This is a genomic window from Caballeronia sp. GAFFF1, assembly GCF_023630705.1.
Lineage (GTDB): Bacteria > Pseudomonadota > Gammaproteobacteria > Burkholderiales > Burkholderiaceae > Caballeronia.
On record NZ_JALQEM010000028.1, the window covers coordinates 218,096 to 231,412 of the forward strand.

Genomic DNA, 13,317 nt, shown 5'->3' on the forward strand with positions numbered 1-13,317 from the left:
CCGGCCGGTTTCATCATTCGCGGTATCTTCACCGTGCGCGCCGCGGCATTTCCTGTCTATACAAGAAGGGGCGAAGAATGCTGCGGAATGGTCGGGAATTCCCTAATACAACGCAAGTTGTATATACAAGAACATGCGGTGAACCCCTCAATGCCCGTGTGCAGGAGCCACCGTGACTTCTTCCTCCCGTTTCCGCGATACCCAGATCCGCGCGCCGCGCGGTAGCCAACTCAACGCGAAAAGCTGGCTGACCGAAGCGCCGCTGCGCATGCTGATGAACAATCTGGACCCGGACGTCGCCGAGAATCCGAACGAACTCGTGGTCTATGGCGGCATCGGGCGGGCGGCGCGCGATTGGGCCTGCTACGACAAAATCGTCGAGACGCTCAAGCGCCTCGAATCCGATGAAACGCTGCTGATCCAGTCAGGCAAGCCGGTCGGCGTCTTCCGCACGCATGAGAACGCGCCGCGAGTGCTCATCGCGAATTCGAATCTCGTGCCGCACTGGGCGAACTGGGAGCACTTCAACGCGCTCGACGCGAAAGGGCTCGCCATGTACGGGCAGATGACGGCGGGGAGCTGGATCTACATCGGCAGCCAGGGCATTGTGCAGGGCACGTACGAGACGTTCGTCGAAGCGGGAAGGCAGCATTACGGCGGCAACCTCAAAGGTCGCTGGGTGCTCACGGCGGGCTTAGGCGGCATGGGCGGCGCGCAGCCGCTCGCCGCAACGCTTGCGGGCGCGTGCTCGCTGAACATCGAATGCCAGCAGAGCCGCATCGACTTTCGTCTGAAAACGCGCTACGTCGATGAGCAAGCCAGCGATCTCGACGATGCCCTCGCGCGCATCGGCCGCTACACGTCGGAGGGCCGCGCGGTGTCGGTCGCGTTGTGCGCGAATGCCGCCGACGTGCTGCCCGAGCTCGTCCGGCGCGGCGTGCGGCCGGACCTCGTCACGGACCAGACGAGCGCGCATGATCCGCTGAACGGCTATCTGCCGCGAGGCTGGACGTGGACGCAATACCGCGACCGCGCGCAGAGCGATCCGGCGGCGACCGTGAAGGCCGCGAAGCAGTCGATGGCGGAGCACGTGCGCGCGATGCTCGCGTTCCGTGAGCAGGGCGTGCCGACGTTCGATTACGGCAACAACATCCGCCAGATGGCCAAGGAAGAAGGCGTCGAGAACGCGTTCGACTTTCCCGGCTTCGTGCCCGCGTATATCCGGCCGCTGTTTTGCCGCGGCGTCGGGCCGTTCCGCTGGGCGGCGCTCTCGGGCGATCCCGAGGACATCTACAAGACGGACGCCAAGGTAAAAGAGCTGATCGCCGATGACGCGCATCTGCATCGCTGGCTCGACATGGCGCGCGAGCGCATCCGCTTTCAGGGCTTGCCAGCGCGCATTTGCTGGGTCGGGCTCGGCCAGCGCGCGAAGCTCGGCCTCGCGTTCAACGAAATGGTGCGCAACGGCGAACTGTCGGCGCCGGTGGTGATCGGGCGCGATCATCTGGACTCGGGATCGGTCGCAAGTCCGAATCGCGAAACCGAAGCGATGAAGGACGGCTCCGACGCCGTCTCCGACTGGCCGCTGCTCAATGCGCTGTTGAACACGGCAAGCGGCGCGACGTGGGTGTCGATTCACCACGGCGGCGGCGTCGGCATGGGCTTTTCGCAGCATGCAGGCGTCGTGATCGTGTGCGACGGCAGCCGCGAAGCCGACGAGCGCATCGCGCGGGTGCTGCACAACGATCCGGCGACCGGCGTCATGCGCCACGCGGACGCGGGCTATGACAGCGCAATCGAATGCGCGCGCGAGCAGAACCTCGATCTGCCGATGATTTCGCGATGAGCACGCTCTGGCATCACTGTCACGCGGCAACGATGACAGGCGGCAGGTATTCGACCATCGAGAACGCCGCGATTCTGACGGACGGCGGGCGCATCGAGTGGATCGGGCCGCTTGCCGATGCGCCGCGCGATAGCGGTTGCGAGCGAGTCGATCTCGGCGGCGCGTGGGTGACGCCCGGGCTGATCGATTGTCATACGCACCTCGTCTTCGGCGGCGAGCGAAGCGGCGAGTTCGAGGCGCGTCTCGAAGGCGCGACTTACGCGGAAATCGCGGCGCGCGGCGGCGGTATCGCGAGCACGGTGCGAGCGACGCGCGAAGCGAGCGAAGACGCGTTGTTCGACGCGGCCCGCTCTCGCGCGCTGGCCCTGATGCGCGACGGCGTGACGACCATCGAAGTGAAATCCGGCTACGGCCTCGACCTGGCGAACGAACGCAAGATGCTGCGCGTCGCGCGGCGTCTCGCCGGCGCGCTGCCGCTCACGGTGCGCGCAACCTGCCTCGCGGCGCATGCGCTGCCGCCCGAGTACACGGGCCGCGCGGACGACTACATCGCCTACGTCTGCGAAAGCATGCTGCCGGCGCTCGTCGATGAACGTCTCGTCGATGCCGTCGATGCCTTTTGCGAGCATCTCGCGTTCTCGCCGCAGCAGGTGGAGCGCGTGTTCCGGACGGCGCGCGAGCTCGGCGTGCCGGTCAAGCTGCACGCGGAGCAGTTGTCGTCGTTGCGCGGCGCGACGCTGGCGGCGCGCTACGAGGCGCTATCGGCGGACCATCTGGAATACATGACGGAGGACGACGCGATCGCGATGGCGCACGCCGGGACCGTCGCTGTGCTGCTGCCCGGCGCGTTCTACATGTTGCGCGAAACGCAAGTCCCGCCCGTCGACGCGCTGCGCCGGCACGGCGTGCCGATCGCGCTGGCGAGTGATCTGAATCCGGGCACATCGCCCGCGCTCTCGCTGCGCATGATGCTGAACATGGGCTGCACGCTATTCCGCCTGACGCCGGAGGAAGCGCTGGCGGGTGTCACGATTCACGCCGCTCAGGCGCTCGGCCTAAAGGAAACGCATGGCTCGCTGGAGGCGGGAAAGGCGGCCGATTTCGTGGCTTGGCGCATCAACCGGCCTGCGGAACTCGCATACTGGCTCGGCGGCGCGCTGCCGAATCGGGTCGTTCGGAAAGGCGAGGAAATCGCCTTCGATACGCTCGCCGGATAACACGACGCCCCGACGCTTGCGACGGGGCGCGGCTTTCCGCTAATTGCGTGCTTAAGCGCGCCGTCCGCGCACCATCCCATAGATGACGAGCAGAATGATCGCGCCAATGACCGATGCGATCCATCCCGCAGGCTGTCCCGGCTGATACCAGCCGAGCGCCCGACCCACGTATCCCGCGATCAGCGATCCGGCAATGCCGAGCACGATGGTCATGATCCAGCCCATGCTGTCGTCGCCCGGCTTGATGGCGCGGGCGATCAGACCGACGACCAGTCCAACGATCAAGGTACCGATGAATGCAAGCATGCGGTTGCTCCTTCACGTAATTGCTGCGTGTTAGCAGATAGGGTCCGGGCGTCGCCCGGTGCTTCAACGTAGCACGGCCGGTCGCGTTTAAGTATGGCCGCGCCGGCCGTGGACGGCATAGGCCGTTCGGCTAATGCGGGTAGCACGCGGGATGCCACGCAATACAGCAGGTAGAATTCGTTGCATGCTTCACGCACAGACACTGCACCGCACGATGACCGACTCCGCAATCCCTTCCACCGACGAGCCGCTTCACGAAGACCGCCTCTGGCGCGACGACGGCTGGACCGCCCGCGTAATCAAGAACGAAGATGACGACGGCTGGGCCGTCGAGATGATTCAGGCGGGCGAGGCGGAACCTGCTCTCGTCGGGCCGTGGACGATGGGCCGCGACAAGAAGAACCCGAAGCCGCTGGACGCCGCCGCGTTCCGCACGCTAGTAAAGACGGCCTCCGAGGTGCTGCGCCGCCATGAGCAACAGCGTCACGCGATGCTGCACAAGAACGTCACGATCGACGTGCGCGGCGAGGAGATCACGGTCACGCTCGATATCGTTCCCGATGACGACGACCCGTACGCCGACCTGAAAGCCATCGATGCGTTCGGTGCGCAACTGGCGCACGTACGCGTCTCGCCGGCGTTCAAGCTGAACAAGGCGAGCGCTGAGCGGTGGGCCGAGAACGACTTCGCCAAGCCGAATTAAGCAGCTGGCGCGCTTGCCGCGAAAAACAAAATGCCGTCACGCGAACGTGACGGCATTCTTCTGTGCGCTAGAGCGGGCAGCGTTTACTTCACGACGAACTCGATTCGACGGTTCGCGAAGCGTCCGCTGGCGGTCGCGTTGTCGGCCACAGGGTTGGCGTCGCCGTAGCCCGTCGCCGTGAGCGACTGCGGCGGCACGCCGTTCTTCACGAGAAACGCGCGGACAGCCTGCGCACGTTCTCTCGACATTTCCAGCTTCGCGGGCGGCGCGCCTACGCCGTCCGAATAGCCCGCGATGTCGAGGTTCACCATCGAACCTTTCGCCGCGCAATTCTTAAGCAACTGCGCCGTTTCGCCGAGCGTCGCGGCCGCGCCTTCCGGCACCGTGGCGCTCGAACGTCCGAAGTTGACCACCTGCAGGTCGAGCACCGCCGTGAGTTTCGGTCCGGAGCAGGCGTCGTCGGTGGCCAGCAGCGTCTTCATTGCGCTGCGAAACGATTGCGTGGCGCGCGCCACCGCGCCGTCCACGTCGAACGAGCTGACCTGAAACATGCCGCCGAGCGAGTTCTTCAGGCGCTCGGTCCAGCCGAGCTTGGCGTCCGCCGCGGCGCCGCTCAACTCGACCTTGGAGCCGATGACCTTCGCCTCCGCGCCCGGCACCGCCATCAACGGCGTCAATTCCTTGAGCCGCGCAAGCCACGGGGCGGGCGGTGTACCCGGCGCCACCGTCACTTCTGCGCTGTAGCCTTGTCCGAAACGATGCTCTAGCGCCGCAACGAGCTGCTGCTTTTCAGCGTCCGTGCCGACCGTCGCCTGAATGGACGGGACGCCCGCTTCATTGACGGAAAACACCATCTGCGCGTCCTTCGCTGCCGCAACCGGCGTGCTGGCTGCTGCTTCGCTCGCCGCGCCGGAACGGGCGGCGGCGGCCGAGACGGAAGCGGGGATAGCGGTCGACGCCGTGTCCACCGGGGCCGTGGCCTGCGAAGCGGGCTGCGCGACCGTCGCAACGGGCGTCGTTGCCGCGTTCGAGCTCAGATCGACGTTCGGGTTGTGGGTGAAACCGCGGTAATACACGAGCGCGAGAATCGCGGCGAGCACCGCGAAAAGCAGCCACACCGCCTTGTTGGACCGCTTCGGCGCGGGCTTGCGCACGGGGGCGCGCAGCGGCGCGGACATCGTCGGCGGCGGTGCCACGGGGGGCGCGGGCGGAGGCGGGGGCGCGACGACCGGCGGCGTGTTTCGCGTCGGCGCGGGTGTTGCGTAGCTCGCGGAGCCCGCTGCCGGCACGGGAGGCTCGTCGGCGAGATCCAGCGTTGATCCGACCGCGTCGAGCCGCGCGCCGATGCTGCTCACGAAGCCATCCACGTTGCCCACGCCGATTGCACTCGCCGCGTTATGCGTGAGCGATGCGCGCATTTCGCCGATCTGGTCGCGCAGCAAGGCCGGCAACTGCGACAGGTTCGCCTGCGAAAGCAGGAAGTGATGCTTGAGAATGCCGAACATGATGGCCGACAACATGCCCGCAAGCGCGGAGGTGGCCTGTACGGGCACGCCGGTCTCGGCCGACACCGCGTCGGTCAGCGCGTCGATGCGCTGGCCCGTCGCGCGGGAAGCGAGCAGATGGCCCGACGCCTCCAGATGCTTCAGGCCGGCGGTCGTCGTGATGACGTTTCGCAACTGCTCGGCCACGAAGGCGTTCGCGTCGGGCGACATGATGACGGAATACACGGCACGCGCGCCGTCGGCGAGCGCCGACCGGTCCATCACCGAGGCCACCAGCCCCGGCGCGGTGCGCGCGGCCAGTTGCTGCACGATCTGCGCAGGAATGCCGAACTTCTGCGACAACTGTTCCGCAATCTCGCCGGAGATCGCGGTGTTGACCGCCTGAACCAGATTGATACTCATCGACTGCCTATCCTTTTACTATGACGCCGAGCGCGGGCGCAATGACGTGCGCATTCTATATGTGCAGGTATCCTGAAAAGTTGACGGGATATTTCTTTACATATGTGCCGCGCGCACGCCACTTCATTAAAGAAGGCGCTTGCAACGCTTGACAGCTCGTTTTTAGCGCGAACGCGCGGACGAATCCGAAAAAATGCGCGCAAGGCGCGCCTTCACGCCCTCGAACCACGACGGCTTCGCGGCGGGCGTGTCGAGATTGCGCGCAGCGACGGCGAGCAACGACAAGACGGAATGGGCGTGGATGAATCTGCGATACGATGCGTCGAGCGGCGAGGTCCACGCGCAAGAGCGGCAATCGTGCTTCGCGCAGGTGTTGCAGGGAGGTTGATCGCGATACATGGGAGGGTCCTGATTCGAGTACCCGCGCATGATGTGCCATCTTGTAACGATTGACGATCAGACGGTTCTGATTGAATCTCAAAATTGCCCGCAAACGGGGCAAAATTCCATCGGATAGCCGTTCGGGCTATGGCACGACTTCAAGCAAGGAGACATTCACATGCACTATCTGCTGGTTTATCACCTGTGCGCGGACTATCTGGAGCGCCGCGCGCAATATCGCGATGCGCATCTGAAGCTGGCGTGGGAAGCCGTCGAGCGCGGGGAGATCGTGCTGGCGGGCGCGCTGGATGCGCCGGCGGATCGCGCGATGCTGCTGTTTCAAGGCGACTCGCCCGACGCCGCCGAAGCGTTCGCGCGCAACGATCCGTATGTGACGAACAAACTGGTCGAACGCTGGGAAGTGCGCAAATGGAACACGGTGGTGGGCGAGGACGCGGCCACGCCCGTTCGCTAGACCGAAGGCGGCGGGCTCAGGCGTCCGCCGTTTCCTCGGGCCGACGCCGTGCCGCGCGATAGAGGCTCGTGAGCGTGTCGTCCATCTGTTGCGAGCGTTCGAACAATTCCGCGAGCCAGTCGACGAAAACGGAAACGCGCGGCGTCGCCTGCCTGCTTTTCAGGAACGCGACCGACACCTTGAGCGGCGGCGATTTCCATTGCGGCAGCACTTCCCGCAGTTGTCCGGAGCGCAGATACGGCTGCGCCGCGATGGAAAGCGGCTGGATCAGGCCGAGCCCTTCGAGCCCGCACGCGAGGTACGCGTGCTCGTCGGCGACCTGCACGAAGCCGCGCATGCTCACGGTGAACGGCTTGCCATCCACGTCGAATTCGAAATCCGCGGGGCGGCCGCTTTTCTCCGGCACGCAGTTCACAGCGACATGCTGCGCGAGTTCATCGAGGGTCGCGGGCGTGCCGTGCTTCTCGAGATAAGCGGGGCTCGCGCACGTCACCTGTTCGAGCATGCCGAGCCGCCGCGCGATCAACCCCGAATCGGGCAATTCGCCCAGCTGAATGCTGCAATCGACGCCTTCGCCGACGAGATCCACATTGCGAATCCCGATGCCGATCGACAGTTCGATCTGCGGATAACGCGCGTGAAACTCCGGCAGCGCGGGGACGACGATCGACGTCGCGACCGTATCCGGCATCTCGACGCGCAGGCGTCCGCGCAGCCGTTCTTCGCCCGCGGCGAAGCCGGATTCGAGTTCGTCGATGTCGGCGAGAATCTGCGCGCAGCGTTCGTAGTAGGCGGCGCCGTCGACGGTCAGGTTCAGCCGCCGCGTCGTGCGTGCGAGCAGTTGCACGCCGACGAGCGCTTCGAGTTGTTGCACGGTCGTCGAGACGCTTGCACGCGGCATGCCGAGCGATTCGGCGGCGCGCGTGAAGCTGTTCGTATCGACGACACGCGTAAAGACACGCATGGCATGGACGCGATCGATCACGGTGAGTTTTCCTTGTTCGCGATGGATGGCGATGCGCGCCCGGCAAGCCGAGGGCGCATCGGCGAATGGTCACATCGTAAGGACCGGTGCGCGATGCGTGAATACACAAAACTGGACGATTCTTGCCTGATTCTTCCGGCAGAAAACTCAGTGCCTCAGAGCGTCGGCATTTCGCCGCGCAGACGCCCCGCGACGCCGGCGAAGTCGGTGCCCGAAGGCGCCTGATAGAGCCGCAGGCCCATCTCGGGCAGGATCGCGAGCAGATGATCGAACACGTCGCCCTGAATGCGCTCGTATTGCGTCCACGCGGTCGTCGCGGTGAAACAATAGACCTCGACCGGAATGCCCTGCGATTCCGGCTCCATCATCCGAACCATGATCGCCATGTCCTGCCGTATCTCGGGATGATGCTTCAGGTACGCGAGCCCGTACTCGCGAAATGTGCCGATGTTCGTGAGCCGCCGCCGGTTCGCAGGCTCGGCCGCGAGTTCGCCGAGATTGCGGTTCGCCTGTTCGACTTCCGTCTGTTTTTGCAGCAGATAATCGTGCAGCAGGCGAAAGCGCATCATGCGTTGCGTCTCCTCATCGGTGAGAAAGCGCACGCATTGCGCGTCGATCCGCATGGTCCGCTTGATACGCCGCCCGCCCGATTCGAACATGTGCCGATAGTTGCGATAGCTCTCCGAAAAGAGCTTGTACGTGGGCACGGTCGTGATCGTGTTGTCCCAGTTCTGGACCTTCACCGTATGCAGCGCAATGTCCCGCACCGCGCCGTCGGCCAGTGCTTGCGGCATTTCGATCCAGTCGCCGATGCGCAGCATGTCGTTCGACGTGAGTTGCGTGCTCGCGACGAGCGATAGCAGCGTGTCCTTGAAGACGAGCAGCAGCACGGCGGAGAGGGCGCCGAGCCCGGAGAGCATCCAGAGCGGCGAACGGTCGATGAGAATGGACAGCACCAGCACGAAGCAGATCAGCGCGAGCGCGAGCTTGCCGATCTGAATGTAGCCCTTGATCGAGCGCGTCTGCGCTTCCTTGCTCGCGGCGTAGACGTCCTGCCACGCCGAGAGCGCGCTGCCCGTCGCGAGGAACACGCACACCCATGCCGCGCCGTGCGCGACGCGTGCCACGGCCGTCGCCCAGTGTCCGATATGCGGGACTTCGCCGATGCCGAGGGCGACGACCGCGAACGGCGCCGCATACCAGAGCCGGTGATACGCGCGATGCCGGATGAACGCCTGATCCCACGCCGCATGACCGGCCAGCACCAGCAGCCGGTGCGCGATACGCAGCAGCACGCGCGCGATGACCCATTGCGCGAACTCGGCGATGACGAAGAGGGCGACGAGCCCGAGAAGGAGTTGCGCCCAGGGCTGCGTCGGAAGATGCCGTGAAAGCGTGTCTGGAAGCCAGTCGAGATTCATGCGTGGATCATGGCCAAAGAAGTGATGCGTCCCGTATTGTGCATGAACGCGCACGGCTCGTTGAACGCACAGTCCGCTTATCGAAAACCCCAGTCCGATGAAAATGAATTTTTTTCGGCGGCGGTTTTGGGTAAACATACTTTCACCACGACTTCCGAGCAGCCTGCCGCCGCGTATGTCCCGCCGCCCACCGGTCGTTTCGCCCGCGAGTGCCGATGAGCTGATTTCGACGCGCATCGCCGCCGCCATGCCGATGCTCACGCCAATTCATCAGCGCATGGGCGCGTTCGTGCTGGCGAACCTGTTCCGCTCGGCGACCATGCGCATCGACGAACTGGCGGACGCCGTCGGCGCCTCGATCGCGACGGCGAACCGCTTCGCGCGGGCGCTCGGTTTCTCGGGCTATCCGGCGTTCCGCGAGGCGCTCGTGCGCGGCTTCGAGGCGACCATCGCGCCGGTCGAACGTCTGCGCTCGTCGCTGGAATCGCCGGCGAGCGGCGCCGAAGTCTTCGAATCGTCGCTCGCGCAGGCAGCAGCCAACGTGCGTCTCGCGCAAAATTCGGTCGATGCCGCGAAGGCCGAAGCGCTCGTCGAGGCCGTCCTGAACGCGCAACGCGTGTTCGTGCTCGGCTACGGCGCGAGCGCGTTTCTCGCGGGTCTCATGGAACACGGCCTCACGCCGTACTGCGCGAACGTGCAGTCGCTCGCGCTCCACGGCGGGCCGTCGCATGCGGCTCGGCGGCTCTTTACGGCATCGCGCGACGACGTGCTCGTCGCCCTCGCATTTCCGCGCTATGTCGACGACACCATCGTGCTCGCGCGGCAAGCGCGGCAGCGGGGCGTGCGCGTCGTGGCGCTCACGGACAGCGGCGCGTCGCCGCTCGCAAGCATCGCGGATCTCGTACTGACGATCCGCGCCGAGCGCCGCCTTGCCGCCAATTGCGATACGGCGGTGCTCGCCGTCATCGAAGCACTGTGCGACGCAGTCGCGCATCGCGCAAAACGCTCGGTGGAAGCGGCATCGGGCCTCACCGAATTCGTGTTGCCGTGGCTCGTCGCGCCGCCGATGTTGAACGGGGCTCCAGCCGTGCCTTCAGTTGCGCAGTCGGCTACGTCCGCGCGCGCGCCGCGTCGCGCATCCGCCAAACGACACACTCACACGGAGCCGCGCGAAACATGAGCGCCATTCCAGTCATCGCCCTTCACGGCGGCGCGGGCACGATCCTGCGCTCGGCCATGAGCACCGACGCCGAAGCGCGCTATCACGCCGCGCTCGGCGATATCTTGCGCGCGGGCCAGCGCGTGCTCGCCGATGGCGGCAGCGCGCTCGATGCCGTGACCGAAGCCGTGCGCCTGCTCGAAGACTGTCCGCTCTTCAACGCGGGCCACGGCGCGGTGTTCACCGCAGCGGGCACGCACGAACTGGACGCGTCGATCATGGATGGCGCGACGCTAGACGCCGGCGCAATCAGTTGCGTGACGCGCGTGAGAAACCCCGTGCGCGCCGCGCGCCGCGTGCTCGACGTGAGCGAGCACGTGATGTTCACCGGTGCAGGCGCGGAGGCGTTCGCGCAGGCGCAAGGGCTGCAGTTCGTCGATCCGTCGTACTTTCATACCGATGCGCGCTATCAGCAATGGCTCAACGCGCGGGGCCAGTCCGGCACGCTACTGGATCACGATGCGGCCACGCGAGCCGCGCAAGAGTCGCACCAGACTGGCGAGGACGACCCCATCGATCCGAAGAAGAAGTTCGGGACGGTCGGCGCAGTAGCGCTCGATGCACGAGGCCATCTCGCGGCGGCCACGTCCACGGGCGGCATGACCAACAAGCAAGCGGGCCGCGTCGGCGATGCGCCGCTGATCGGTGCGGGCTGCTACGCGAACGACGCGACGTGCGCGGTATCGACCACCGGCACCGGCGAGATGTTCATCCGCATGCTCGCGGCCTACGACGTCTCCGCGCAGATGGAATATCGCGGCCTGACGCTCCAGGCCGCTGCGGAAGACGTCGTGATGAGAAAGCTGCCGCGTATCGACGGACGCGGCGGGCTCATCGCCGTCGATGCGCGCGGCAACGTCACGCTGCCGTTCAACACCGAAGGCATGTATCGCGGGTTCGCGCGAGTCGGCGAGCAGGCGGTCACGGCCATCTACCGCTCATGAGCGCGACGCCGACCCTGCCGGACTCGCGCGTCATCGACGTGCGCGATCTGTCCGTCACATTCCGCTCGCGCTCGCGGACCGTGGAAGCGGTGCGCAACATCACGTTCAACGTGGATCGCGGGGAGACGCTCGCGATCGTCGGCGAATCGGGATCGGGCAAATCCGTGACGTCGCTTGCATTGATGCGGCTCGTCGAGCATGGCGGCGGCTCCATTGCATCGGGCAGCATCGCGTTCCGGCGGCGCAGCGGACAGGTGCTCGACCTCACGCGCGCGTCGTCGGCGACGATGCGCGGCGTGCGCGGCGCGGATATCGCGATGATCTTTCAGGAGCCGATGACATCGCTCAATCCGGTGTTCACGGTGGGCGACCAGATTGCCGAGGCCATCGCGCTGCATCAGAACAAGAGCCGCGCACAGGCGCGCGCCGAAGCGCTGCGGCTGCTCGATCTCGTGCGCATTCCCGAAGCGCGCCGCGTATTCGCGCGTTATCCGCATCAGTTGTCGGGCGGCATGCGCCAGCGCGTGATGATCGCAATGGCGCTTTCCTGCAAGCCCGCGCTGCTGATTGCCGACGAACCGACCACCGCGCTTGATGTGACCATTCAGGCGCAGATTCTGCAACTCGTGCGCGGCTTGCAGGACGAAATGAACATGGCGGTGATCTTCATCACGCACGACATGGGCGTGGTAGCGGAAGTGGCGGACCGCGTGCTGGTGATGTATCGCGGCGAGAAAGTGGAAGAGGGCCGCTCCGACGAACTGTTTCGGAACCCGAAGCATGCATACACGAAGGCATTGCTCGCTGCGGTGCCGACGCTCGGCGCAATGCACGGCACCGACCGTCCCGCCAAGTTCCCGATTCTCGAAGTCGCTCCGGCAGACGTGGCTCCTGACGACGCGAGCGCGCTGCGGCCATCGGCGGCAGTGGAGCACGAGGTGCAGCCCGCCGTCGATGAAACCAGTCAGCCGATTTTGCGCGTGCAGGATCTCGTCACGCGCTTTCCTGTGAGAAGCGGCATCTTCGGGCGCATGACGGCGGCGGTGCATGCTGTCGAACGCGTGAGCTTCGATCTGCGCCGCGGCGAAACGCTCGCGCTCGTCGGCGAATCGGGCTGCGGAAAATCGACGACCGGGCGCTCGCTGTTGCGCTTGGTGGAAAGCCAGAGCGGTTCGATCGAATTCGACGGACGCGACATCAGCGCGCTACACGGCCCCGAACTGCAAGCGTTGCGGCGTAATATCCAGTTCATTTTCCAGGACCCGTTCGCATCGCTGAATCCGCGTCTCACGGTCGGCTTTTCGGTGATGGAGCCGCTGCTCGTGCATGGCGTCGCGAGCGGCAAGGAAGCGCAAGCGCGCGTCGACTGGCTGCTCGACAGAGTGGGCTTGCCGCCCGAGGCCGCCCAGCGTTATCCGCACGAGTTCTCAGGCGGGCAGCGCCAGCGCATCGCCATTGCTCGCGCGCTCGCGCTAAACCCGAAGGTCGTGATCGCCGATGAGTCCGTCTCCGCGCTCGACGTCTCCGTGCGCGCGCAGATCGTGAATCTGATGCTCGATTTGCAGCGTGAACTCGGGGTCGCCTACCTTTTCATTTCGCACGACATGGCTGTGGTGGAGCGCGTGAGCCATCGCGTCGCGGTGATGTATCTCGGGCAGATCGTCGAAATCGGGCCGCGCGCCGCGGTATTCGAAGCGCCGCGTCATCCGTACACGAGAAAGTTGATGAGCGCCGTGCCCGTGGCCGATCCCGCGCGCCGTCACGCGAAACGCATGCTGGCCGCCGACGAAGTCCCGAGTCCCATTCGCAGGCTCGGCGACGAACCGGTGGTCGCGAAGCTCGTCGCGGTCGGGCCCGGCCATTACGTCGCCGAGCATCATGTCGGCGGCGCTTATTGAGCGATGAGTCGATCC

Annotated in this window: 13 protein-coding genes; 8 read left to right on the forward strand and 5 right to left on the reverse strand. The window is 65.5% G+C overall.

Annotated elements, in window-relative coordinates; genetic code table 11:
- Positions 1–172 precede the first annotated feature (172 nt).
- Together hutU and hutI are read left to right on the forward strand one after the other, a co-directional pair.
- On the forward strand, positions 173–1,846 hold the full coding sequence (gene hutU, locus NCR37_RS14620; RefSeq protein ID WP_250473597.1) for a urocanate hydratase: 1,674 nt from the start codon (positions 173–175) through the stop codon (positions 1,844–1,846).
- On the forward strand, positions 1,843–3,063 hold the full coding sequence (hutI, locus tag NCR37_RS14625) for an imidazolonepropionase (RefSeq protein ID WP_250473598.1): 1,221 nt from the start codon (positions 1,843–1,845) through the stop codon (positions 3,061–3,063). The genes hutU and hutI overlap by 4 nt, the downstream gene beginning before the upstream one ends.
- A gap of 51 nt (positions 3,064–3,114) precedes the next feature.
- On the opposite strand, the gene NCR37_RS14630 is transcribed toward hutI, so the two are convergent.
- On the reverse strand, positions 3,115–3,369 hold the full coding sequence (locus NCR37_RS14630; protein ID WP_175941172.1) for a GlsB/YeaQ/YmgE family stress response membrane protein: 255 nt from the start codon (positions 3,367–3,369) through the stop codon (positions 3,115–3,117).
- Between the two features lie 214 nt (positions 3,370–3,583).
- On the opposite strand from NCR37_RS14630, the gene NCR37_RS14635 reads away from it, so the two are divergent.
- The gene (locus tag NCR37_RS14635; protein WP_250473599.1) at positions 3,584–4,072 is read left to right on the forward strand and encodes a hypothetical protein; all 489 of its coding nucleotides are present in this window, start codon (positions 3,584–3,586) and stop codon (positions 4,070–4,072) included.
- Positions 4,073–4,155: 83 nt separating this feature from the next.
- On the opposite strand, the gene NCR37_RS14640 is transcribed toward NCR37_RS14635, so the two are convergent.
- A complete protein-coding gene (locus NCR37_RS14640; RefSeq protein ID WP_250473600.1) occupies positions 4,156–5,979 on the reverse strand; it encodes an OmpA family protein in 1,824 nt (607 codons plus the stop codon).
- Between the two features lie 162 nt (positions 5,980–6,141).
- Positions 6,142–6,378 carry a hypothetical protein gene (locus tag NCR37_RS14645; protein WP_250473601.1) on the reverse strand — a complete coding sequence of 79 codons (237 nt, stop codon included), beginning with the start codon at positions 6,376–6,378 and terminating at the stop codon, positions 6,142–6,144.
- Between the two features lie 160 nt (positions 6,379–6,538).
- On the opposite strand from NCR37_RS14645, the gene NCR37_RS14650 reads away from it, so the two are divergent.
- On the forward strand, positions 6,539–6,835 hold the full coding sequence (locus tag NCR37_RS14650; RefSeq protein WP_250473602.1) for a YciI-like protein: 297 nt from the start codon (positions 6,539–6,541) through the stop codon (positions 6,833–6,835).
- 16 nt (positions 6,836–6,851) lie between these two features.
- Here NCR37_RS14650 and NCR37_RS14655 read toward each other — a convergent pair whose 3' ends face one another.
- Positions 6,852–7,820 (reverse strand): LysR family transcriptional regulator, encoded by a 969-nt coding sequence (locus NCR37_RS14655; protein ID WP_250473603.1) that lies wholly within the window; start codon positions 7,818–7,820, stop codon positions 6,852–6,854.
- A gap of 155 nt (positions 7,821–7,975) precedes the next feature.
- Positions 7,976–9,241, reverse strand: coding sequence for a mechanosensitive ion channel family protein (locus NCR37_RS14660; RefSeq protein ID WP_250473604.1), 1,266 nt, complete (start codon positions 9,239–9,241; stop codon positions 7,976–7,978).
- Positions 9,242–9,250: 9 nt separating this feature from the next.
- On the opposite strand from NCR37_RS14660, the gene NCR37_RS14665 reads away from it, so the two are divergent.
- From NCR37_RS14665 to NCR37_RS14680, 4 genes are read left to right on the forward strand one after another with little or no spacing between them, the layout of a single operon-like run.
- Complete coding sequence (locus NCR37_RS14665) at positions 9,251–9,460, forward strand: hypothetical protein (protein WP_250473605.1); 210 nt, start codon at positions 9,251–9,253, stop codon at positions 9,458–9,460.
- Positions 9,417–10,421: a MurR/RpiR family transcriptional regulator gene (locus NCR37_RS14670; protein ID WP_250473606.1), complete on the forward strand. Its 1,005-nt coding sequence runs from the start codon at positions 9,417–9,419 to the stop codon at positions 10,419–10,421. The genes NCR37_RS14665 and NCR37_RS14670 overlap by 44 nt, the downstream gene beginning before the upstream one ends.
- Positions 10,418–11,404 carry an isoaspartyl peptidase/L-asparaginase family protein gene (locus NCR37_RS14675; protein ID WP_250473607.1) on the forward strand — a complete coding sequence of 329 codons (987 nt, stop codon included), beginning with the start codon at positions 10,418–10,420 and terminating at the stop codon, positions 11,402–11,404. Before NCR37_RS14670 ends, NCR37_RS14675 begins: the two co-directional genes overlap by 4 nt.
- Entirely contained in the window at positions 11,401–13,302 is a 1,902-nt protein-coding gene (locus NCR37_RS14680; protein ID WP_250473608.1) for a dipeptide ABC transporter ATP-binding protein, read from the forward strand. Before NCR37_RS14675 ends, NCR37_RS14680 begins: the two co-directional genes overlap by 4 nt.
- Positions 13,303–13,317 lie beyond the last annotated feature (15 nt).

Coding starts and splice junctions, on each gene's coding strand:
- hutI (WP_250473598.1), top strand. CDS start 1,843: ATGAGCACGCTCTGGCATCACTGTCACGCGGCAACGATGACAGGCGGC.
- NCR37_RS14630 (WP_175941172.1), bottom strand. CDS start 3,369: ATGCTTGCATTCATCGGTACCTTGATCGTTGGACTGGTCGTCGGTCTG.
- NCR37_RS14635 (WP_250473599.1), top strand. CDS start 3,584: ATGACCGACTCCGCAATCCCTTCCACCGACGAGCCGCTTCACGAAGAC.
- NCR37_RS14640 (WP_250473600.1), bottom strand. CDS start 5,979: ATGAGTATCAATCTGGTTCAGGCGGTCAACACCGCGATCTCCGGCGAG.
- NCR37_RS14645 (WP_250473601.1), bottom strand. CDS start 6,378: ATGTATCGCGATCAACCTCCCTGCAACACCTGCGCGAAGCACGATTGC.
- NCR37_RS14650 (WP_250473602.1), top strand. CDS start 6,539: ATGCACTATCTGCTGGTTTATCACCTGTGCGCGGACTATCTGGAGCGC.
- NCR37_RS14660 (WP_250473604.1), bottom strand. CDS start 9,241: ATGAATCTCGACTGGCTTCCAGACACGCTTTCACGGCATCTTCCGACG.
- NCR37_RS14665 (WP_250473605.1), top strand. CDS start 9,251: ATGGCCAAAGAAGTGATGCGTCCCGTATTGTGCATGAACGCGCACGGC.
- NCR37_RS14670 (WP_250473606.1), top strand. CDS start 9,417: ATGTCCCGCCGCCCACCGGTCGTTTCGCCCGCGAGTGCCGATGAGCTG.
- NCR37_RS14675 (WP_250473607.1), top strand. CDS start 10,418: ATGAGCGCCATTCCAGTCATCGCCCTTCACGGCGGCGCGGGCACGATC.
- NCR37_RS14680 (WP_250473608.1), top strand. CDS start 11,401: ATGAGCGCGACGCCGACCCTGCCGGACTCGCGCGTCATCGACGTGCGC.